This window comes from Dehalogenimonas sp. NIT-SK1 (assembly GCF_055384165.1).
In genome coordinates, this window is the sequence record NZ_AP042352.1 from 857683 (window position 1) to 880790 (window position 23108).

18 protein-coding genes and 5 tRNA genes are annotated in these 23108 nt (G+C 47.4%); 13 read left to right on the forward strand and 10 right to left on the reverse strand.

The genetic code is table 11. The annotated features are described in order from the left end of the window. The first annotated feature begins 170 nt into the window (after positions 1–170). Positions 171–2996, forward strand: a complete 2826-nt coding sequence (gene uvrA, locus ACZ48S_RS04485; protein WP_464214508.1) for an excinuclease ABC subunit UvrA — start codon at positions 171–173, stop codon at positions 2994–2996. A gap of 19 nt (positions 2997–3015) precedes the next feature. Here the strand turns inward: uvrA and ACZ48S_RS04490 are convergent, their stop codons facing one another. After that, a complete protein-coding gene (locus ACZ48S_RS04490; RefSeq protein ID WP_464214510.1) occupies positions 3016–3870 on the reverse strand; it encodes an alpha/beta hydrolase in 855 nt (284 codons plus the stop codon). A gap of 76 nt (positions 3871–3946) precedes the next feature. Here ACZ48S_RS04490 and ACZ48S_RS04495 point away from each other — a divergent pair, with 76 nt between their 5' ends. Next, the gene (locus ACZ48S_RS04495) at positions 3947–4495 is read left to right on the forward strand and encodes an HD domain-containing protein (protein WP_464214512.1); all 549 of its coding nucleotides are present in this window, start codon (positions 3947–3949) and stop codon (positions 4493–4495) included. Here the strand turns inward: ACZ48S_RS04495 and ACZ48S_RS04500 are convergent. From ACZ48S_RS04500 to ACZ48S_RS04530, 7 genes are all read right to left on the reverse strand, one after another. After that, the gene (locus ACZ48S_RS04500) at positions 4492–7083 is read right to left on the reverse strand and encodes an AAA family ATPase (protein ID WP_464214514.1); all 2592 of its coding nucleotides are present in this window, start codon (positions 7081–7083) and stop codon (positions 4492–4494) included. The two genes, ACZ48S_RS04495 and ACZ48S_RS04500, sit on opposite strands and share 4 nt — an antisense overlap. A 51-nt stretch (positions 7084–7134) precedes the next feature. Beyond that, a complete protein-coding gene (gene rpoD / locus ACZ48S_RS04505; protein WP_464214516.1) occupies positions 7135–8661 on the reverse strand; it encodes an RNA polymerase sigma factor RpoD in 1527 nt (508 codons plus the stop codon). A 7-nt stretch (positions 8662–8668) separates the two neighbouring features. Then, a complete protein-coding gene (gene dnaG / locus ACZ48S_RS04510; RefSeq protein ID WP_464211371.1) occupies positions 8669–10447 on the reverse strand; it encodes a DNA primase in 1779 nt (592 codons plus the stop codon). A gap of 1 nt (position 10448) precedes the next feature. Beyond that, entirely contained in the window at positions 10449–11486 is a 1038-nt protein-coding gene (locus ACZ48S_RS04515; RefSeq protein WP_464211373.1) for a deoxyguanosinetriphosphate triphosphohydrolase, read from the reverse strand. Positions 11487–11717: 231 nt separating this feature from the next. Then, entirely contained in the window at positions 11718–13982 is a 2265-nt protein-coding gene (gene ppsA, locus ACZ48S_RS04520) for a phosphoenolpyruvate synthase (RefSeq protein ID WP_464211374.1), read from the reverse strand. A 106-nt stretch (positions 13983–14088) separates the two neighbouring features. Then, on the reverse strand, positions 14089–14628 hold the full coding sequence (locus ACZ48S_RS04525) for an integrase core domain-containing protein (RefSeq protein WP_464211376.1): 540 nt from the start codon (positions 14626–14628) through the stop codon (positions 14089–14091). After that, positions 14564–15151 (reverse strand): COG3415 family protein, encoded by a 588-nt coding sequence (locus tag ACZ48S_RS04530; protein WP_464211378.1) that lies wholly within the window; start codon positions 15149–15151, stop codon positions 14564–14566. The genes ACZ48S_RS04525 and ACZ48S_RS04530 overlap by 65 nt, the downstream gene beginning before the upstream one ends. 245 nt (positions 15152–15396) lie before the next feature. On the opposite strand from ACZ48S_RS04530, the gene ACZ48S_RS04535 reads away from it, so the two are divergent. Further along, positions 15397–15957, forward strand: a complete 561-nt coding sequence (locus tag ACZ48S_RS04535; protein WP_464211380.1) for a bifunctional nuclease family protein — start codon at positions 15397–15399, stop codon at positions 15955–15957. Between the two features lie 103 nt (positions 15958–16060). On the opposite strand, the gene ACZ48S_RS04540 is transcribed toward ACZ48S_RS04535, so the two are convergent. After that, positions 16061–16150 (reverse strand) — tRNA-Ser (locus tag ACZ48S_RS04540). Between the two features lie 91 nt (positions 16151–16241). Beyond that, positions 16242–16331, reverse strand: a tRNA-Ser gene (locus ACZ48S_RS04545). Positions 16332–16428: 97 nt separating this feature from the next. Here ACZ48S_RS04545 and ACZ48S_RS04550 point away from each other — a divergent pair. From ACZ48S_RS04550 to ACZ48S_RS04595, 10 genes are all read left to right on the forward strand, one after another. Further along, on the forward strand, positions 16429–17706 hold the full coding sequence (locus ACZ48S_RS04550) for a cation:proton antiporter (protein ID WP_464211382.1): 1278 nt from the start codon (positions 16429–16431) through the stop codon (positions 17704–17706). A gap of 62 nt (positions 17707–17768) precedes the next feature. Further along, a tRNA-Arg gene (locus ACZ48S_RS04555) sits at positions 17769–17841 on the forward strand. Positions 17842–17871: 30 nt separating this feature from the next. Next, on the forward strand, positions 17872–18447 hold the full coding sequence (locus ACZ48S_RS04560; RefSeq protein WP_464214556.1) for a 2-oxoacid:acceptor oxidoreductase family protein: 576 nt from the start codon (positions 17872–17874) through the stop codon (positions 18445–18447). Next, positions 18440–18736, forward strand: coding sequence for a 4Fe-4S binding protein (locus ACZ48S_RS04565; protein WP_464211384.1), 297 nt, complete (start codon positions 18440–18442; stop codon positions 18734–18736). Before ACZ48S_RS04560 ends, ACZ48S_RS04565 begins: the two co-directional genes overlap by 8 nt. Next, positions 18736–19911, forward strand: coding sequence for a transketolase C-terminal domain-containing protein (locus tag ACZ48S_RS04570; protein ID WP_464211386.1), 1176 nt, complete (start codon positions 18736–18738; stop codon positions 19909–19911). The genes ACZ48S_RS04565 and ACZ48S_RS04570 overlap by 1 nt, the downstream gene beginning before the upstream one ends. Then, positions 19911–20834, forward strand: a complete 924-nt coding sequence (porB, locus tag ACZ48S_RS04575) for a pyruvate synthase subunit PorB (RefSeq protein ID WP_464211388.1) — start codon at positions 19911–19913, stop codon at positions 20832–20834. The genes ACZ48S_RS04570 and porB overlap by 1 nt, the downstream gene beginning before the upstream one ends. Before the next feature lie 186 nt (positions 20835–21020). Further along, a tRNA-Pro gene (locus tag ACZ48S_RS04580) sits at positions 21021–21097 on the forward strand. Positions 21098–21123: 26 nt separating this feature from the next. Beyond that, entirely contained in the window at positions 21124–21426 is a 303-nt protein-coding gene (locus tag ACZ48S_RS04585; protein WP_464211389.1) for a hypothetical protein, read from the forward strand. A gap of 6 nt (positions 21427–21432) precedes the next feature. After that, a complete protein-coding gene (locus ACZ48S_RS04590; protein WP_464211391.1) occupies positions 21433–22902 on the forward strand; it encodes a dihydrolipoyl dehydrogenase family protein in 1470 nt (489 codons plus the stop codon). A 58-nt stretch (positions 22903–22960) separates the two neighbouring features. Beyond that, positions 22961–23035, forward strand: a tRNA-Gly gene (locus ACZ48S_RS04595). Positions 23036–23108 lie beyond the last annotated feature (73 nt).

The window sequence follows — 23108 nt, forward strand, 5'->3', positions numbered from 1 at the left end:
TTGAAGGGTATTTTTTCCGTAGCTGAAAATAAGAGTCGTTTCTGTGAGGAGCCACCAGGCTTGCGGAAACAAAAACAAATCGGCGCGAGCTATTGTCAGCCAAACCCCCGCGGATTGTCCGAAAAGGCGTTTCAGGGGTATAATGAAAGACTGTTTTCTAAGGAGTTTCCATGCCTCTGGATAAGATTGTCGTTAAGGGCGCGCGTGAGCACAACCTTAAAAATATAGACGTTACCATACCCCGTGACCAGCTGGTGGTCATCACCGGCGCTTCCGGCTCCGGCAAGAGTTCCCTGGCTTTTGACACCATTTACGCTGAAGGCCAGCGCCGCTACATGGAGTCGCTTTCCTCCTATGCCCGGCAGTTTCTGGGCCGCATGGAGAAGCCGGACGTGGATTATATAGAAGGCCTGTCGCCGTCCATTTCCATTGACCAGAAGGGCGCTTCGCGCAATCCGCGCTCCACCGTGGGCACTACCACCGAGATTTATGATTACCTGCGGCTGCTTTTCGCCCGAGTCGGACGTCCCCATTGTCCCGGATGCGGCCGGCCGATAGCCATGCAGACCATTGAGCAGATAGTGGATACGGTCAGGAAACTGCCGGCAGAGTCCCGCATTATGATCCTGGGCCCGCTGGTCAAGGATCGCAAGGGTGAGCACCAGGCCATGTTCGGCGAGCTGCGCAAGTCCGGCTACGCCAGGGTGCGCATTGACGGAAAGGTGCGGGACCTGGCGGATGAAATTGAGCTTGATAAAAAGAAAAAACACAAGATAGAAGTGGTGGTTGACCGGCTGGTCATTGGCCAGTCTGACGAACAGAGCCGCCTGGCGGACTCCATCGAGACGGCGCTTAAGCTGGGCGAGGGTAATGTCATGGTGGCTGTTATCGATGGGGCGGAGTACATGTTCTCCGAGAAATTCGCCTGCGCGGACTGCGGCATATCCCTGCCGGAAATAGAACCGCGCTCTTTCAGTTTCAATTCACCGCACGGCGCCTGCCCGGATTGCACCGGGCTGGGGGTGAAGATGGATTTTGATCCGGAACTGGTCATCCCCAATAAAAAGCTGACCCTGGCCGAAGGCGCCATCAGCCCTTACCAGTGGCAGACCTGGTATTTTTCCCAGCTGGAGGACGTAGCTCGTCGTCATAAATTCAGCCTGAACGTACCGGTGGAGCAGCTGACGCCGGAACAGCTTGAAGTGGTGCTTTATGGTGAGGGCGGGCGCAAATTCAAGATGAAAAATCGCTTCGGCAAGACGCGGGAATACACCGCCGGCTTCGAAGGGGTGATACCGCGGCTGGAGCGCCTGTGGCGAGACTCCGAGTCCGAGCAGGTCAAGTCCGGCATCGGCCGCTACATGGTCGCCAATATTTGTCCCACCTGCGGCGGGCAGCGCCTGAAGCCCGAAGCCCTGGGGGTGCTGATAGACAGCCGCAGCATAGCTGACGTTTCCGCCTTGTCGGTGGCCGACAGCTTGGAGTGGGTGGACGGCCTGGGCGGTGAGAAAACGGTCTTTTCCGAGAAAGAGCAGCTTATCGCCCGCCAGATTATCAAGGAACTGAAGTCCCGGCTGGGCTTTTTGAAAGACGTTGGCCTGGACTACCTCTCCATTGACCGGGCTTCGGCCACCCTTTCCGGCGGTGAGTCGCAGCGCATTCGGCTGGCCACCCAGATCGGCTCCGGCCTGATGGGTGTGCTTTACATCTGCGATGAGCCTACTGTCGGGCTTCACCCGGCCGATGATTCCCGGCTGATTGAAACGCTGAAGCGCCTGCGTGACCTGGGCAACTCCATTATAGTGGTAGAACATGATGAAGCCATGATGCGTGCCGCTGACTGGATAATTGACCTCGGGCCGGGGTCCGGAGAGCACGGCGGCCATGTGGTGGTTTCCGGGCCGCTCCAGGAAGTGCTGGAATGCCGCCACTCCATGACCGGGCAATACCTCTCCGGCCGCAAGACCATACCGCTTCCGGAGCATCGGCGAGAAGGCAACGGCCGGGAAATGGTCGTCCGCGGGGCGCGCCAGAACAATCTTAAAAATATCGATGTTCATATTCCCCTGGGCCGGTTGGTCTGCATTTCCGGCGTGTCCGGCTCCGGCAAGAGCACGCTGGTCAACGAGATTTTATTCAAGAAAATGGCCCAGGTCTTCAATAACGCGCGGCAGAAGCCCGGTGACCATGACGGTATCGACGGCCTTGAGTACATTGATAAAGTCATTGCCATTGACCAGTCGCCCATCGGCCGTACGCCACGGAGCAATCCGGCTACTTATACCGGCGCCTTTACTCCTATCCGTGAACTGTTCGCGTCGGTGCCGGAAGCCCGGGTGCGTGGTTACAACGCCGGGCGCTTTTCCTTTAATGTAAAAGGCGGCCGCTGTGAGGCCTGCCGCGGGGAAGGCTACATTGAAATAGAAATGCAGTTTCTGCCCGATGTCACCGTACCCTGCGAGGTTTGCCACGGCCAGCGCTACTCCCGTGAAGTTCTCGACATCCGCTTCAAGGGGCAGAATATCGCCGAGGTACTGGACATGACGGTGGACCACGCGCTGGAGTTTTTCACCAACGTCCCGTCAATTAAAAACAAGCTCAAGAGCATGCACGATGTCGGCCTGGGATATATCCGGCTGGGGCAGCCGGCGCCGACGCTCTCCGGCGGCGAGGCGCAGCGCATCAAGCTGTCCACCGAGCTGGCGCGCCGTCCATATGGACATACACTCTACATCCTGGACGAACCCACCACCGGGCTGTCCTTTGATGACGTGGCCGCTTTACTCAAGGTAATGCAGCGGCTGGTGGAAGCCGGCAATTCGGTAGTGGTCATTGAGCACCAGCTGGACATAATCAAAAACGCGGACTGGATTGTTGACCTGGGGCCGGATGCCGGTCACCGCGGTGGGGAAGTAGTGGCCGTAGGTACACCGGAACAAATCGCCGGGGTAGCTGCCTCAGCCACCGGCCGATACCTTCAAAAAGTGCTGCCCTGAAATAATTTTAGGACGTCTGTTATGCGGAGGCCGGAATTGGGGAGAGCTGCCGGTTCAGCCATTTGCCCGTTACCGCCAGGGCCGTGTCGCCGCAGACTTCGTTGAATATCTCGTGGTAGCACTCCGGGAAAATATGCAGTTCCTTATCAACTGAAGAAGCGTGCTCAAACAGCAGCTTTCCGCCGTCCGGCAGCGCCATGCGGTCTTCACCGCCGTGAAGTACCAGTATGGGCAGGTTTATTGCCGGCAGATTGGTACTGACTGCTTTGACACTGCGGAACATCTCGGCGCCCATGCGCGCCGGAATCTTGCCGGTATAAACCAGTGGATCGTTTACATAATCTTGTACCACACTTTTATCCCGGCTGATGGTATCGGAAGGCAGCTTCTGCAGTCCCAGTCTCGGCGCCAGTTTGGAAAACACGCTGGCCAGTTTTACCAGCAGTTCAGGAGTGTTGTGATGGATGCACAGCGGCACGGCGGATAGAATAGCCCCATGGATATCGTTGGCGCCGCCGGCGGCATAATCAGCCGCCTCAAGCGCTCCCAGGCTGTGTCCCAGCAGGAACAGGGGGGTATCCGGATGGTCTGATTTAACTCTGGCAATAAATTTAGCCAAATCGCCGGTAAGATCGCCGAAGTTATTGACATAACAGCGCTGTCCCGGTGAGCGTCCGTGGCCCCGCTGGTCGTAGGTCCAAACTGGCATTCCCTGGCCAAGCATATAGCTGATGACTGACTCGTAGCGACCGGAATGCTCCGCCAGGCCGTGAATGAGCAATATAACCGCCCGCGGCGACGCGTCCGGCTGCCATGCCCGGTAAAAAAGACCGCCGTCGCAGCCGTTGTCGAAAAAGCCCTCAATGTGCCGCATGGGCCTCAATATAGCAACAACTTAAGTTTTTGACAATGCGGCTTCAAGGTGACTAAGATACCGCATGGAGAACAAGATGAATAGAGAAGAAGCACTTAACGCGGTAAAACGTGAGGTTTCAAACTTGAACCTGGTCAAGCACATGCTGGCCACCGAAGCGGTTATGCGCGGCCTGGCTGAAAAACTGGGCCAGGACCAGGATGAATGGGGCTTGGCCGGCCTGCTGCATGATATCGACCTGGATCGCTGCGGCGGCGACATGAGCGTTCACGGTCGCATGTCAGCAGATATGGCGCGGGAGATGGGGGCATCCGAAGAAATCTGCCACGCCATCCTGTGCCACGGCATGCTTGGAGAGCCGCGTCAAACGATGATGGACAAGGCGCTTTACTGCGCTGACCCGGTAACCGGTCTGATAACCGCCGGGGCGCTCATCCGGCCGGAAAAGAAGCTGGACGTGGTGCAGGCCAAGTCTATACTGAAGCGTTTTAAAGAAAAAAGCTTTGCCGCCGGCGCCAACCGGGAACAGATTGCCACCTGCTCCGAAATCGGCCTTACCCTGGAAGAGTTCGTGGAATTATCCCTGAAATCAATGCAGGGTGTCGCCGCTGACCTCGGGCTTTAGTTGTAACTGATCTTGATGTCGCTGCCGTCAGCGGTTTTAAGCACCTCAATGCGGGCCGGGAAGGCTTCCTTGAACTCTTCAATGTGGGTGATAACCAGGATGCAGTCAAACTGATTCTGGATGCTGGAAATGGCCTCTTTGAGTTTATCAATGCCGGAAGTGTCCTGGGTGCCAAAACCCTCGTCGATGATAAGAGTTCGAAGCGGCGCGCCGGCCTTGCGGTTGACCAGCAGCCGTGAAAGAGCCAGTCTAAGCGCCAGGTTGATGCGGAAAGCCTCGCCGCCGCTGAAGAGGTCATAGTCGCGGGTACCGAGTTCGTCGGCGATTTTGATATCAAATGTTTCGGCCGTTTCTCCCTTGCGGGTGGTACGCTGCAGTTCCAGCTTGAGGCTCATGCGGTTGTCGGTCATCCTGGCCAGCAGGCGGTTGGCTTCGGATTCCATTTCCGGGATGGCGTTTTCTATGATAAGAGCCGGTATCTTTTTACCGAAAGCTTCCTGCAGCTCTTTGTAGATGCTTTCCGCCGCGGCGTGTCGGTTCATTTCAGCCGTCTTGTCCGCGATTTCCTTTTCCAGGTCATCCAGGTAAGCCAGGTTCTGCTTGAGTCCGCCGAGTTGTTCGGAAAGCTCACCCACTTCGGTGGTCAGTTTCTGGAGTTCGCGCTCGGCGCCTTCAATCTCGCCGGCCTCTATGCGCGGAAGCTCGTTTATTCTACCGGTCAGCTCACCGGCCTCATTGCGGCGGGCCTCCAGGCGCTTCTTGAGCTCGGCGATGGCGGATTTGCCGCTTCGGCATACTGACTGCTCCGAGGCCAGCAGTTTCTCAGCTTCCGATAGCTCCCGATGCTGCCGGTCGTAAATTTCCAGCGTCTTGATTTCAGCGCTCACCTGCCGGTGCTCCTCAGCATCGTAATCAAGCTCGGCAATGGCTTTGATAATTTCGGCGAGTTTGGTGTTTTCATCCGGGGCGTAGTCGCCCTTTTGTATCCTGGCCGATATCTCAGCCAGCTGCTTCTGGCCTTCCGGTAGGCGCTTGGCCGCGGCCTCGGCCTCTTCAATATTTTTTAACATAACCGCCTGCTGGGAGGATAGCTTGTTTCTTTCCGCTTTCAACGCGGATTCTGCCTCGAGTTCCCGTTCGATTTGGGCAATTTCGCCGAGTTTATCTTTCCTGTCAGTCTCCATTTTACCCAGCTTGCTCTGTTGTTCCGCCATTTCGGTTTCATACTTCAGCTTGACGTTACCCAGGCGTTCCTGGCTGAGTTCGGTTTCGCATACCGGGCAGGCCGCGGCTTCCGACGCCGCCAGCAGCTTGATCTTTTCCCTGATTTCCTCGATGTTCTGTCGGCCCCGGGTTACCTCTGAGTCTATCCCGGCTATATGAATTTTGAGTTCTTGAACCCTGCTTTTAAGGGTTTCCAGTTGCTTTTCCCGTTCCGCTAACTGACCAAGCGCTGAATCCGTTTCCTTCAGCGAGTTGCGGAGGCTTTCCAGTGCTTCCGACTTGGCGGCCAGGTCGTCATAAGCCCTTTTCCACTCATCGTGTTTGCGCTCCAGGCCGTGCCGGGCCTCGGTAATTGTCTGGCGCAGCGCTGCGGCCTGGGCTTCCTTTTGTCTCAAACCGGTCAGCTTCTGGTTTAGGACCTCATTTTTTTGCTTGACCGCCTGATATGCCGCAAAACCTTCTTCCACTCTTTGCTTTTCCGCAATGACCGCCTGGTAACTTTCAATCCGCTTCTCAGCTTTTTCCAGTTCTGACTGCTTATCGGCCATGTCCTGTTCTATCTCTTTTATGATCTGCCGGGTTTGCCGCAGCGAATCTTCCAGCCCGAGTGTTTTCTGGCGTAAGCCGCGCAGTTCATCCAGCCGGAGCTGCTTCTGATTCAGTGATTTACGGCTTTCAGTCAGTTTTTGACTGGTGGTATCCAGTGATTTTTCCAGTTCGGGACGCTGCTGTAACTTCTCCATTTCCAGCTTGATGCGTTCCGCTAGCAGCTTCCGGTAGCTGGCAGCTTCAGAGGCCTTGGTCTTGGCATTGGCCGCCAGCGAATCGTAAATGTCCAGTCCCAGGATATTGGCCAGCACCTCTTTGCGCTCATTGGGACGCAGTTCGGTAAAATGGTCGGCCTCTCCCTGCTTAAGATAGGCGCTGTTGATAAAGGTATCATAGTCAAGATGAAGCAGTTTTTTTATCTGTTCACCTGTTTCGCTCATGACGGAACCGGATATATCCTTGAATTCATCCCCAGCGCGATGAAACAGCTTCAGTTCTGATTGCCCGCTGCCGCTGGTTTTTTTAGGCTTAGTGCGTTTCCTTTCTACCCGGTACACCTGGCCGTCACCAGCCAGGAAGTCGAAAGCCACCTCCGCCGTTTGTTCTCCCTGGGTGATGAGGTCGTCATCAGTGGTGGACTTGCTCCTTAGTCTTGATTTGCCCCAGAGCGCCCAGGTAATAGCGTCAATAATGGATGTTTTTCCAGCCCCGTTATCACCTGAAATACAGGCCAGGTGTATACCCTGGAAAGAAAAGGGAAGTATCTCTCCGCGATAGGGCAGGAAGTTTTTTAATCTGAGACGCACAGGTATCATGTATGAATCCTTAAACGCTGTTCCGTTATATTCGCTTTCCCTGCCGGAAGCTTATTCCAGGTAGTCCTTCAGTTTCCGGCTGCGGGTAGGATGGCGCAATTTCCTTAAAGCCTTGGCCTCTATCTGACGGATACGTTCGCGGGTAACATTAAACTCCTTGCCGACTTCCTCCAGTGTTCTGCTCCTGCCGTCTTCCAGGCCGAAGCGAAGTTGAAGGACGCGTCGTTCCCGTGGCGTAAGGCTGTCCAGTACGTTATCAATCTGCTCCTTGAGCAACTGGCGCGAAGCCGCGTCAGGCGGTGGCAAGGCATTTTGGTCCTCAATAAAGTCACCAAGGTGCGAATCCTCTTCTTCGCCTATGGGGGATTCCAGGGATACCGGCAGCTGGCTTACCTTGGCTATTTCCCTCACCTTCTCCGGCGGCAGTTCCATTTCAGTGGCAATTTCATCCGGGGTGGGTTCACGTCCCAGTTTTTGTGACAGGGCTCTCGATATGGATAGAAGCTTATTGATAGTCTCCACCATATGTACCGGAATACGGATGGTGCGCGCCTGGTCAGCGATGGCTCGAGTAATAGCCTGTCGTATCCACCAGGTAGCGTAAGTGGAGAACTTGAAGCCGCGGTGGAAGTCAAATTTCTCAACCGCTCGGATAAGCCCTATGTTGCCTTCCTGGATAAGGTCAAGCAGCGGCATACCCCGTCCTATGTGTTTTTTAGCGACGCTGACCACCAGTCTCAGATTGGCCTGAATAAGATGCCTCTCTGCTTTTCGGGCCTCAATCTCAATGGTGTCCAGGTAGCTTTTAAACTGGTGTTCATAGTTGGCTAATCTGCTTACAAAAGCTGTGCTTTCTACCAGGGCGTTTATTTCCGACAGGTCGGTTTCCTCAGGGATACCTTCAAGCACTTTCTGGGGCAGCAATTCGCTGTTCAAAGACAGGTCAATCAAGGCTTGCTCTATCTGTGAGACCGGCTGGCCCTGCTCCTCAGCAATGCTCCTGGTAAGTTCCTGGTCTATTTCCTGGTCTATACTGGCTCGCAACTTGGGAGCGAAAACAGCCTCTTTAAAATTGGTAGAATCATCCAGCCCAAGCTGTTTTTGTAGCAGAGCAACTGTTTCCGCGGCTTTAACCAGCTCCTGGAGCATACAGACAATGACCCTGACTGAATTCGGATTTTGACCGTCAGTTTCGCGGCATACTTCTTTTATCTCGCGAATACGTTTACCCGCTTCCATCTTCTTAGCCAGCATTTTTTCGGTTTCCGCGTTAAGCAGAGGCACCCGCCCGATTTCATGTAGATACATGCGGACCGGATCATCAACGATTCCGTGTTCCAATTGCTCGGTGGCAACATTCAGACTAGTAGGCAGCATATGTTCGGCCTCTTCAGGAATTGAATCCGAGTCCGAATCTTCATCTTCACTCAAATCATCCCCGTTTACGTCATCAGCAGAAGGCGCCTTTTCTTTCTCTTCTTCCTCGTCATCGGATTCCTCACTGGGGATAACGGTTAAAGCTTTGGCCAATTTGCCCTCTTCATTATTGTTTAAGTGACTGGTGATTTCTTTTTCCATATCTATGTTACCTCTCCGGGCTGCGGCCCCTGTCTTCTTTTCGCTTGAATAAATCAGCAAGGCGACTGTCCAGTTTCAGGCCTTGTTCATGATACTTTAATATTTCCGCAGAACTTCCGTGATTTTCTTCGGCGTTCAATACCTCTTTGATTTTAGAAGCGGTATTTTTAAGATATTTTTCTTCTAATCTCATAACGCATTCGGTTATCCGGTCGTTCAGTCGATTGTCAGGACATTTCTGAGTTAATAAATAATCCAGCCGGTCGTGCAGCATTGAATCCAGTTCATCTGTGACAGATGTAATTTCTTTGTTTGCCAGTAAAGCTTCGAAAATAAGCCGGTTCTCTGTGTCCTCAAAATACTCCGGGCGAAGCAATTCGGCTTGGTCTTTCAGTTCGGGGTGTTTTAATAGGATTGTAAGCACATAACTTTCCACCGAATTTACCGCCCCGGTTTCGACGATGCTTTTCTCAGGGGTCGTGACAGCATCTCGTGCTTTGGGTGGTCGGGAGATATTCTTTAGTTTGTTCATCTTATACTGCATTTCAGTCGGCGATATACCCACTTTTTTCGCCGCTTCTGTTATATAATGACCGCGCCTGACCGGATCTTGTATTTCAACGATAACCGGCAACAGTGAATTCGCCAAGTCCGCTTTGCCTTGAGCCGTGTTTAGGTCATATTTGGCTGATTTTTTCATAAGTATGAAATCCATCAGAGGCACCGCAGAACCAATCATCTTCCTCCATTCTTGGTGATCACTACGGATAACATCATCCGGGTCTTGTTCTGGAGGTGATGTTATTACTTTGATTTCACTGTCCAGCAAATTTTCAAAGCTGATGCACCGTGAAACCGCTTCTTCACCCGCTTCATCGGCATCCATCGCAAGGACGATGTGTTTGGTCAGTTTTTTAAGTATTGCAATCTGTTTATCGGTAATCGCTGTACCCATGCTGGCAATGGTGTTGTTGAAGCTATATTGATGACTGATTACCGTGTCAAAATAGCCTTCGGTGATAATTGCCATATCCTGTTGACGTATAGCTGGAGCAGCCAAACCAATTCCAAACAGGGTTGAGCTTTTAGAAAATACCAGGGTTTCGGGTGAATTTAGATATTTGGGCTGGGAATCGTTAAGTACTCTGGCACCGAAACCGGAAATACGACCTCTAATTTCAGCAATGGGAATTATCAGTTGGTCTCGAAAGCGGTCATAGCAACGACCGGAATCGGAACTGCCTAATAATCCTGCTTCAAGTAGGATGCTATCATCAAAACCGGCTTCATTCAGGTTTTCTCTGAGGGCCTGCCATTCGGGTAATGCATAGCCTAATTGAAAATTTGCGATTGAGTTTTCGTTAACTCCTCGTTCCTGAAGATAAGCTCTGGCCTTAGCCGCCTCCGGTGAGTTCAGCAACAGGTTGTGAAAGTATTGGGCAGCGGCTGCGTTTGCCTGATAAATCCTGTCATAACGCTCTCTTTCCGGCGAAGTCGTTTTTTTCGATGAGATTTGAATGCCGTATTTTTCAGCAAGTCTGTCTATCGCTTCCGTGAAGGATAGCCCTTCTTTTTTCATTATGAATGAAAAAATATCCCCCCCGGTAGAACAGGCTCCAAAACAGTGCCAGCTCTGATTTTCCGGATACACGAAAAAGCTGCCGTGCTTTTCTGAATGAAAGGGGCAGAGACCCTTGAGGGTTTTCCCGGAACGCACCAGTTTAGTATATTGACCAATGAATTCTACAATATCGGCCTTAGCCTTAATTTCAGATACAGTATCCATATTAGACCAATCCAAATGACATGGCCATGCTTGAAGCGTAAAGGTCTGTCATGCCGGCGATATAATCCACCACTCCGCGCTCTGGATCATCTTCATAAATATACTCATCCGGAAGGCGATGGGGAAAGCGCAGTAAAAAACCGTATAATGATCTGACCATGTTTCGGGCGGCCTCAGCATCCGCATCCTGCCGTTGATATACGCGTTCAAACATAAAATCGCGAAGAATATTAGTCGCTTTCAGGACCGGTTCACTCATACCGATTACCGCGGGGGATTTATCATTTTGTTCTGAGATGCCGTGAGAAAAGTTGATTACGTCCTTAATCATTGTATCAATTCTTGCTGAGTGACAGCTACCGAGAACCTTCACCGCAGTAGCGGGTAGTTCTTTTTCCTCGATGATACCGGCTCGGACAGCATCACCAATATCATGATTAACGTAGGCCAAAGCGTCTGCTAAACGACATATCTCACCTTCAGGCGTTGACGCATGACTTGTTTTAACCGAAGTTATACCTGTTCTTGATTTTGAGTGGTTCAAAATTCCGTCTCTGACCTCCCAAGTGAGGTTTAAGCCGCGCCCCTTTTTTTCCAGTTTATCCACCACGCGAAGACTCTGTTCATGGTGCCGAAACCCCCCAGGGTAAAGTTCATTCAGGACTTCCTCACCGGCGTGCCCAAAAGGAGTGTGCCCAAGGTCATGGCCTAAGCTTATTGCCTCGGCAAGGTCTTCGTTTAGACGGAGACCACGAGTGATGGTTCGTGCTAGTTGCGATACTTCAAGGGTATGAGTAAGACGAGTTACATAATGGTCACCCATGGGTGCAATAAAAACCTGCGTCTTATGTTTTAACCTGCGGAAAGCGTTGGAATGAATTATTCTGTCACGATCCCGTTGAAATTCTGTACGAATAACGCACGGTGTTTCATCGACCATGCGACCGCGACTATCGCGAGATAGTGTAGCGAAAGGAGAAAGCCATACACATTCGCGTTCTTCAATTTCATTTCTGATGCTCAACTGATCATTACTCATTAATTAAACTCGAGAGTATTTCCGATATCATGCCAGTATGAAGATTGGCTTTCAATGATAGTATAATATCCGTGAATTGTTGTTGATTACAAACACTGGTAAAAATTGCTCTCAGTTTTAATTTTTCAACGGTATTATATTACTGTTAACCGTACATAAAAAGGAACCAACTTCATAAAGAAACAACAATATTATTTCTGTAACAGAAATACCGAAAAAAATTAGGGAAAGCTATTTTTTCAGTTTTGCTTCAGCTTTGGCGATAATTTCCCGCGTGGTGCCTATCATATCCGGGCTAACCGAAACTGAAGTAATTCCCCAGGCGACAAGCTTTTCAGTTAATTCCGGATATACGGATGGCGCCTGACCACAGATTGAGGCGGTTATGCCCTTGGCTTTGGCGGTCTTTACCGCAATTTCCAAAGCAGCCATCACCGCTTCATTTCTTTCATCAAAAGTTTCCTGTAATTTTTCTGAATCACGATCTATTCCCAATACCAACTGGGTAAGGTCATTGGAACCGATGGAGATGCCGTCAATACCAGCATCGATGAATTTGTCTATAAGGAATATATTAGCGGGTATTTCTGTCATCATCCAGAGCTTGAAATCCGGCCCGCGTTTCAGACCTTCTTCTTCTAGAATGGCGATTGTCTGCTTCAGCTCATCGACGGTTCTTACGAAAGGAATCATTACCCACAAATTGGGATAATTTTCACGCACCCTTTTTATGGCTTCGATTTCCATTTTGAAGCTTTCAATGTCGCGGATATAGCGAGATGCGCCCCGGTATCCCAGCATGGGATTTTCCTCGGATTGCTCATAAATATCCCCGCCTTCAAGTTCACGATATTCATTGGACTTAAAGTCAGTAGTCCTGTAGACAACGGGCCTTGGGTGGAATGCCTTGGCGAAGGGCAAAATCCCTTCATAAAGCTGCTGGGTGAATTCTTCTTGGCGTCCATTGTCCACCATGAAGTTCGGGTGCTTGCCGATGGCACTTATGATAAATTCTGCCCGAAGAAGACCCACACCGTCTACATTTCGTGCCGCAACAAGGTCAGCTAATTCTGGTTGCGCTAAATTAACGTAAACCTTAGTTTTTGTAGCTATAGCGTCCCGTACTAAACTCGCTACAGATGAAGTTTGCACTCGTCTGGTTACTTTGCCGTTGTAAACTTTACCGTGTGCCCCATCAACAGTGATCACCTGGCCGTCTTTCAGCAAAGAAGTGGCTTCACCAGTGCCCACTACGCATGGTATACCGAGTTCCCGGCTCACAATGGCGGCATGGGAAGTACGGCCACCACGGTTAGTTACGATTGCGGAAGCACGTTTCATGGCTGGGACAAAATCTGGAGTGGTCATCTCAGCCACCAGGATGTCTCCGCTTGAAACACGGTCGATTTCAGATGGGTTAAGGGTAATTTTTACAGGTCCCGAGGCTAAGCCAGGTGAGGCCGCAGCTCCAGCCAGTAGAATGGGCTGTTTTATTTCCGGTTCTACCTCAGAACTCTCTTTAAGAGCGGTAACCGGACGCGATTGCACTATATAAATATTGCCATCTTCTTTAGCCCATTCGATGTCCTGATGTGAATTATAATGCTTCTCAATGTGAACGGCTAGTTCAGCCAGTTTGATTATTTCTTCATCGGTAAGTTTTTGTAGTTCCTGCTTGGACGGCGGGATAGATTGCCAGTAGTTCGTACCTTCGGCACCCGGCTCGGAACCGGAAGTATTGCGTACCAACCTGCGTGTCTGCCTGCTTATTCGGCGGGATTGAATTGATGGGCCTGTTTTGTCAACAATAAAAAGATCGGGGGTAATTTCACCGGAAACCAGGCCCTCACCCAAACCGTAAATAACTTCTATAACCAGTTTTGAGGCATCGCTGGTAATAGGTTCAATAGTGAATATGACTCCCGATGTAACCGATTGCACCATTCGTTGAACCGGAACAGCTATTCCAACCTGAAAATGATCAAATCCTTGCTCGGAACGATAATAAACAGCGCGCGGCTCAAATAAAGATGCCCAGCATTTCTGCACGGCTAAAACTACCTCATCCGAGCCTGCAATATTTAGATATGTACTTTGCTGTCCGGCAAAAGAGGCCTCCGGAAGGTCTTCCGCAGTTGCAGAAGATCTTACAGCTACAAGACCTTCACCTAAATCTAGATAGGCCTGTTTTATTTTTTCCCCCAGCTCCGGCGGCATTGGGGTATCCATTATCAACTGCTTGACTTTCCCGGCGGCGCTAGATAGTTCCCGCGAGTCTTCGACGTCAAGGTTGTTAAGTAGATGTTTAATTTTGGGTTGTAATCCGGAGGCGCTGATAAAATCATAATAGGCGTTTGCGGTTACGATGAAACCCGGAGGAACCGGAATCCCGGCTCCGGACATTTCACCCAGATTGGCGCCTTTGCCGCCAACTACTGGGATATCATTTTTAGTTACCTGGTTGAACCACAGAATCGCCTCCGAAGTTTTTTGCATTTGTCTTTGTCTCCTTCCAGATAGCTAATTATCTTTCTTAAAACACAATGCCAGCATCTTTATAATACAGGGAACTGAATATGATTTGTAATTATAAGTGGGCTCGTTATTCTACTACAAAATGAACCATTGTTAAAGCCATTGTAAGGGTCCAGTACATATTGGACTTTTGCGGGTCAGTGATGAATTTATCCAGATAATAGCGTAGTGGGGGTATTTTGCCAATACCCCGGTGGGCCTTTTCGGTGTTGTACCAGATCAGGTACTCCATAAGCGGCCGGTTAAAATCATCCGGTTCATCTATGCAGTCGGTATGGTAATAGGCAAACTGTTCCTGTATGGTACGGTTAAATCTCTCCAGGTGGCCGTTGGACTGGGGACGGCGGGGATAGTTGAAATAATGGATGAGCCCCTGGTTTTGGGCGGCGTGAGCAAAATGCTTCAGGAATTCAGATCCGTTATCTGTTTGAAGCCTGGTTATCTTAAAGGGTGCTACCCAGTTAAGCTTGCCCAGGAAGTCTTTGGCTGAAGCTGATGAACCGGTCTTGTAGATAAAGGCAAAGGCAAAGCGGGTAGGCAGGTCAATAGCGGTAATCAGATACCGATTGAGACCATCCACAAAGATATCCACAGTATCTATTTCCACCAGCTCTCCCCGGTAGCTTTGGGGCAAAGCCTTTCCTTCTGGTTTTCTTTATGGCCTTACGGGGTGCTTTCTCGTGCAGTCTGCCGGTCCTGCCATTGATAGTGACCTTTGCCCCTTTGGGCAGCAGTCCATGTTTCTTGAGATCCCCAATGATTCGGCCGATGGTTGATTCCGAGGGCGGTTTAATGCCTTTAGCCTCACAGGCGGCTTTGAGCACCGGGGTTATGGTCATCTTGTCTACTCCGGGATGAATGGTGCGGTAATCCAGAATGAAGCTCTCAATAAAGGGGTCATGCCTGCGCTTTCTCCGGCTCTTGGGTGTCTTATCCCCTGGAGCCAGGCTTGAGAGTTTGCCGCCTGAGTTGTTGAGCTTCTGTTTCCAGAGGTAAATGGTAGAACGGCTCTTGTCGAAGGCTTTCCTGGCAGCTTCTGCACCATATTCATCAAAGAACTCGATGATTTTTATCCTTTGCTCAATTTCCCTGGACTTGGGGTGAGACAGGATATCGTTGATCTTTTGCATCCAACGACTATAGCCTCTACGGTAACAGCTTTCCACATATATCTGTTTCACTAAAAAGACTCCCGGGTTTCACCTCCCCGGGAGTCCAATATGTTTCTGAACTTTTTCAGCCATATTTCAACTCACTGAATTTCAGTTGGCACCATTTTATTTTGTTTGCGTTTCATTGACACTTAAAGAGCATGAAGGTAGAATTGCCTTGTTTATACTTATATGAGATAAGAGCAACGGAGGCCCTCGAAAAGATGATTGAAATGACCATTGAAAGCATTCGGGTTAGCTTGGTCAATTACCAGAGGGTGGTAATGCTCAAAGAAAAGGATACTTTGCGTTATTTGCCTATTTGGATTGGCTCAGCCGAAGCCCAGGCTATAGCCATCAGGCTACAAGAAGGGATTCAGGTGCAAAGACCTATGACCCATGACTTATTAGCCACCACCATTGAAGTACTAGGTGGGCAGGTGGAATATGTAGTTGTCAATGACCTGAAGAACGATACTTTTTATGCTAAAGTACTACTCAACGTTAATGGAAATCAGGTTGAAATAGACTCCAGGCCTTCAGACGCTCTCGCTTTGGCAGTAAGGGTTGATGTTCCCATATACGCAGATGATTCTGTACTTGATAAAGCGGGAATCGTATTAGATAGAGAAAATGAAAGTGAATCATTTGAAAGTATCAATGGAACAAGTGAAGTTACAGAACGGCGTAATAAAGCCAGTGAGGATGAGATAAATAAAATGAGCGCTTTCCGTGATTTTATTGACAACCTTGATTTGGAAGACTTCGACAAGAGAAAATCTTAAAACTATTGCGATGAAAAAAAGCGGGGCTTTTATAGCTCCGCTTTTTTTGTTAACGGGGTTTACGATAAACTCTCTCGAATCAATTCTGACTCTTGAATGTTGGTGGCGGAGAGGGTGGGATTCGAACCCACGGTCGGGTTGCCCCGACTCACGCTCTCCAGGCGTGCCTGATAGACCACTCCAGCACCTCTCCGCGACTTAGATGAGTGAATTCCGCCAATAATAAATAAATCGTGGCAGTTAGTCAAACAACCGGTTTTTTCAAAAAGTAACTATAAAAACCTTGGCGGAGAGGGTGGGATTCGAACCCACGCTCCGTATTAACGGAGATCGCTTTTCGAGAGCGACACCATAAGCCACTCGGACACCTCTCCTCTGATATTCTAAGATATTCTAACGTAATAGGACCACATTGTGAAGGGAATAGCAGATTGGAGAAATCCTTCGTAATCTGATAAAGTAAATCCCACCATGGAAACTGAACTGATATATTTTAAATTAATATTAACTTTTGGTTTGGTTTTATTAGCGGCTAGAATCGGCGGTGAAATTGCAGAGCGTTATTTAAAGCAGCCGGCAGTTATTGGTGAGTTAGCTGCCGGTATTATTATTTCCCCTTTTCTTCTCGGTGGCCTACTTAACGATCCGGTGATACTAAATTTTGCCACTATTCAAGGTCATTTTTTAAACGGCGGACTCGAAGTTGAAAATTTTAATCCACTCCAGATCGTTTCCGAAATAGCTGTCATCGCCTTACTATTTGTTGCTGGTTTGGAAACAGATGTGAGAGCTTTTGTTAAAAACGCTTTTTCAGGTGCTTTGATTGCTATTGGGGGAGTAGTATTGCCATTTGTGCTCGGATATTTTTCAGCTATGTATTTTTTCCCTGATATTGGTATTATCGGCTGGTTATTTACCGGTGCAGTTTTAACAGCTACCAGTATTGGTATTACAGTACGTATTTTAATGGATATGGGTAAACTTGGCACCAGGGAAGGTACCATTATTCTGGTTGCTGCTGTTATTGATGATATCTTAGGTTTGGTAATTTTGTCAGTAGTTATATCTATGGCGCAGACCGGTGAGCTGTCACCGGGAAGCGCTATTTTGACCGGAGCTATAGGCTTCGCAGTTTGGCTGGGCATCCTATTTTTTGGATATTTTGGCCATAAATATATATCAAGATTCCTATTAGCTCCTTTTAAAGATTCAGGACTGATGCCAGTGACCGCATTGGTTATTGGGATCCTGATTTCATATGGAGTTACATTGGTAGGTCTACATCCGGTCGTTGGCGCTTATGTAGCCGGATTGATGTTTGCAGCCACTGCCGAGAAAGAAGATATCATATATCAAACAAGGCCAATCATGCTATTCTTAGCCCCCTTCTTTTTTGCATATCTTGGTATGCAGGTAGAATTAGGGGCTATCGGGGCCGTGATTCTTCCCGCCTTTGCAATCATTATTCTGGCAGTCTTCGGAAAAGTAGTTGGTTGTTATCTTCCAGCCCGTTTTTTTGGCAAATGCGACCATCGTAGCAGTTTAGCTATTGGCGTCGGCATGGTTCCTCGCGGCGAAGTTGGTCTAATTGTGGCAGGTGCTGGCTTGCTGGTTGGAGCTATTAGCCGCGATATATTTGGTGTTGCCGTTGCAGTCAGTCTAGTGACCACACTCATTGCTCCTTCTCTTCTCAAGCCTTTGTTCAAAAAACAAGTTGGCTCTTCCTCGGGTAATATCGATAGTCATTAACATCAAAGCTGATTTCTTGTCAAGAATACTTTTATTAAGATAGAATATAAACTCATCTATTAGCCCCTGTAGCTCAGGTGGATAGAGCACCAGCCTCCGGAGCTGGTTGCGAGCGTTCGAGTCGCTCCAGGGGCATTTGAAAAAACGGGCAAGGAGGGCTCAGCTATAAAAACCAAACTTGCTGAAATAAGATGGCACGGTCGTGGTGGCCAGGGTGCTGTTACATCCGCCGAGCTATTAGCTCAAGCCGCAATATCCGAAGGGAAGTATGCTCAAGGATTCCCAAGTTTTGGACCTGAACGAAGGGGTGCACCGGTAATGTCTTTCAACCGAATAAGAGAAAGTGCCCCCATCAGGAATCGTGCTGGTATTATCGAACCTGATGTTGTCATTGTTCTGGATCCCAGCTTGATAAAAATTGGTGATGTCACTTCAGGTTTGAAACCTGGTGGAACGATTATTATCAATACCACAAAAACAGCAGACAATTTCCCGGATTTTGAGGGAAAATGGAGAGTCGCGGTAATTGATGCAAATCAGATCGCCAAGGAAGAACTGGGTGTTACCATCGTGAATACCACAATGCTTGGAGCTTTTATTAAAGCTACAGGATTGATCGGATTGGAAGCAATCAAAGAACCCATTAAAGCTAGATTTGAAAAATTATCTGATAAAAATCTAAAGGCCTTAACTCGCGCTTTCAATGAAACACGGGTGGAGGAGATAAAACAAATTGACTAAAAAAGATTTTGAATTAACTTGGAAAGATATTGAAATAGGAGCCGCTGTCGTCGATCCAGGAAATGCAGCTAAGAATAAAACGGGAGACTGGCGGTCGCGAAGGCCCGAATATGATTTTTCTCTCTGCGATAAGTGCGGTGCGTGCTATATGTTTTGCCCAGAAGCCTGTGTCAAAGAGAACCTAAAAGGGTTTTTTGTATTTAACCCTTATTATTGTAAAGGTTGCGGTATTTGTGCATATGAATGTCCTACAAAAGCGATCCAAATGCGAGAGGAGACTGAAAAATAATGTCTAAGCGCGTTGGAAAAGAAGTTTCTGTCGCTTTGGCTGATGCAGTAAAATTAGCTAATGCCGATGTCATTGCAGCTTATCCCATTACACCACAAACACACATCGTCGAACATCTCGCTGAACTGGTAGCCGACGGGGAACTAAATGCCGAGTATATCCCAGTAGAATCTGAGCATTCTGCCATGAGTGCTTGTTTGGGTTCAGCGGCCGCAGGGGCCAGAACCTTTACCGCGACAGCAGGGCAAGGCCTCGAATTGATGCATGAAGTGCTCTACGTTGCTTCCGGTATGAGATTGCCCATTGTAATGGCTGTTGTAAATAGGGCTTTATCCTCACCTTTGTCCGTATGGGGAGACCATTCAGATGTTATGGCTGTTAGAGACACCGGTTGGATACAAATATTCGCTGAAAATGGTCAAGAAGTTGTTGATCAAATTATATGTGCTTTCAAAATAGCGGAAAATCACAAAGTGCTTTTGCCGATAATGGTTCATTTAGATGGGTTCCATCTTTCACATGTAATTGAACCCATAGAGATGCCAGATCAATCCGATGTAACTGATTTTATACCAGCAGGTAAATATCCTTTAACTCTACATCCCTCTAAGCCTGTAGCGATGGGGGATTTTGCACCGCCCGTAATATTTACCGAAGCAAAATGGGCTCAGGTAAAAGCCATGGACGGCGTCAAAAACACCATAAATGAAGTTTGGAAAGAATTTCGAAATAAATTTGGGCGACAATATCAATCCGTAGAGCTGTACAAAGGTGAAGAGGCGAAAATACTATTGTTTACTATGGGCAGTTTTTCTGAAACCGCAATGACTGCTGTTGATGAGCTAAGAGATGAAGGCTTTGAAATCGGCTTAATTAGATTGAGGCTCTGGAGGCCCTTTCCTTTTGAGGAATTTCGAGCTGTAATGAAAAAAGTTAATGCATTGATTGTTTTGGATCGGAGTGTATCTCCTGGAGGACCCGGGGGACCAGTAGCTTCAGAAATAAAAGCCGCTCTGTACGATACTGAAAATAAACCTAAAATAATTAGTTATGTTGGTGGTTTGGGTGGACGTGATATAACTGTTGAAGATTTTAAAAAGTTAATCAATCAAGGTAAAGAATTAATAAATACAGGTTCTGAGTTTGAATATGAAATTTTTGGGGTGAGAGATTAATGGAAAATATGGATATATATGATCCCCGTATAGTATCTAAAGAAGAACCTTTTGCACCCGGGCATAAAGCATGCATTGGTTGTGGTGAAGCGTTAGCGGTACGATTGGCAGCTAAAGCTTTTGGCAATAATTCTATCGTGGTTAATGCAACTGGTTGCATGGAAATTGTGGCTTCCCAACTCCCCTATACATCATGGAAGCTTCCTTGGATACATACTTTATTTGAAAATACTGCCGCAGTGGCTTCCGGTATTGAAGCTGGTTTGAAAGTTCAAATGAGGAAAAACAAGATTCCTGATGAAGATATTAACGTGGTTTGCATTGCAGGGGATGGTGCAACCCTTGATATTGGTTTACAGGCCTTGTCTGGAGCATTGGAGAGAGGACACAATTTCCTTTATCTTTGTTTTGACAATGAAGCTTATATGAATACAGGAATTCAACGCTCATCAGCCACTCCATTTGGCGCTTCAACTACCACCTCTCCTGTAGGAAAAGTGCAATCAGGGCAAATGTCTTGGAAGAAGAATATGCCTGAAATAGCGGTTGCACACAATATCCCGTATGTAGCCACAGCATGTCCCAGTTATCCCATAGACTTGATTCAAAAGGTGAAAAAAGGTTTGGAAGTTGAAGGGCCCGCTTATATTCAAGTATTTTCAGTTTGCCCTACCGGTTGGCGTTGCGAAACTGATATTACAATAGAACTAGGACGGTTAGCTGTTGAAACTGGGGTTTTTCCACTTTATGAAGTAGAAGATGGTAATTATAAGATGAGCTTGACTCCAGAAAAATTGAAGCCTCTGGCTGAGTATACAAAGCTACAAAGAAGATTCCGTCATTTGAAACCTGAAGCACTGGATGAAATAGAAGAGCGTGTCAGTGCAGAGTATCAACGGTTGCTTTCTAAATCATTATCATAGTAAAAACCGAATTAGTAGATATAGGTATATGGGTACATAGGTTGTCGCTTTTGGTGCAGTATTATAATTCCACATATATTATTGGGATACATAAAAATTACAATATCAAGTAAGAACCCTTTTAGCTATTGTTAAATATTTACCGGTGATTGCTCATTATGATGCCAGGTATTATACTCAACTGCACGGGGTGTGGCGCAGTCGGCTAGCGCGCAGCGTTTGGGACGCTGAGGCCGGAGGTTCAAGTCCTCTCACCCCGACCATTTTAATGGCAGAAAGGGATAGAAAGATGTCGTCTAAAACGGTTGAGTTATTCGTTCAAGAAATAGATATAGAGCTTTCATCATTTGTTCAATTATATTTTAAAAATCTAATAAAGGCCATTTTAACAACCCTGGATTGTACCGTGAAACACGGTAACGTAATTATTGAATCAGGACAACCCGCATTATCATTATGTGTAGATGATGTCCCTGTTAATCTTAACCCATTTGTATCGAAAATGGTGTATAACACACTTAAAGGGATGATTCTAAGTTTGCATGATATTGGTTCCGCGGAAGATTATAGAATATTACTCAAGCTGGAATAAAAACCATTGCGTAAATATGATTATGACCTAATTGTCATCGGTGCTGGTATTGGCGGCCTTGCATCAGCTACTTTTGCTGCTGGATTGGGGAGAAAAGTGCTGTTGGTTGAGGAAGACCGCATAGGTGGAAGTTGTACTTTACGAACGTGTATGCCTACTAAGTCACTCATACGATCAGGAGTCGTGGCGAATATTTTACAAAGGGCTTCTGATTACGGGATTGTTTATAATTTAACCGATTACAATGCCGATGGTGTGTTTCCTTATATCAATAAAGTTGTTAATGATGTAAATGGTATTGATACACCAAATAGTTTTAATCAGATTGGAATAAATACTGCAAAAGGGGCAGCTAAATTTATTGATAGACACACCATCGTTATTAAAGAAAACAGATATTCTTCACAGAACTTTATAATAGCTACTGGAAGTATTCCGGCCAAACTTGGAATTGATGGTGAAGAAAACAAAGTTTGTCTTGATATTGAAGCTCTATTTAGGCTTAATAACCTGCCGCGATCTATTGTGGTAATAGGTGGTGGGGCCGCTGGAGTGGAATTAGGCTTAGCTATGAGACTATTGGGTTTGGAAGTGACTATTCTGGAGGTCGCTGATACCATACTATTTCATGAAGATAGTGAAATTGTTTCATATTTAACCGAGTATTTGCAACAGTTAAATATCAAAATATACAGTGGCTGCAAGATTTCTAAAATAACCGAAAATAAAGGCGGTGCGGTTGTTACTGTTAAAAATTCTAATACTTACCCATGGACAATAAATAGCGATGCAGTATTGATGACGGTTGGCCGTAAACCAAAAGCGGATGGTCTTGCACTTGAAAAAGCAGGCGTATCTTACTCAACCAAAGGTATATTGGTGAATAACCAGATGAGAACATCAAAATCTAATATCTTTGCTTGCGGAGACGTTACCGGAAAAGCACACAATGCTTCCATGGTTGAGAAGCAAGCTTTGATTGCGGCTAATAATGCAGTTGTTCCTTTTTTAAAGAAATCTATTAAGTTAGATAATGGGATTTCGGTTATTTTTACAGAACCTCCTTTAGCAAGAATAGGATTGACTGAGGATGATGCATATAGAAAATATGGAGATCAGATTAGGGTGTATAAATATAATTTTCGAGATCTTCGCCGAGCCAAGATGGAGCGTCAAGATTTTGGAATAGCAAAGATTATATGTAAAAAAAATGGTTCGATTATTGGAGCGCATATATTGGGAGAAAGGGCTGAAGAATTGATACACGAACTGCAGTTGTTGGTTGCAACAGGTAAACCGCTGCATTTTTTACACCAAGTTGGTCATGCGTATCCAACATTTTCCGAAGGTATTCTAAAGCGTCTTGGTGATATGGCATATATTGACAAGATGAGGAATAATATTATGGTTCGCATAGGGTTAAAAATACTGCCAGGTTTTCGAGATAATCTAGAGAGTATTAAGACAAAGCTATAATATGATAAGTAACTTTGACACTTATCGTTACACTTATTAAAATAGTAAATATCATCATGCGGGTGTAACTCAGTGGTAGAGTGCCTGCCTTCCAAGCAGGTTGTCGCGAGTTCGAGCCTCGTCGCCCGCTCCAGTTTTGAGCAACACCCTTTTATTTATTATTATTGCCATTACTCAAAAATAAACTGAAAATACAAGTTCTTATT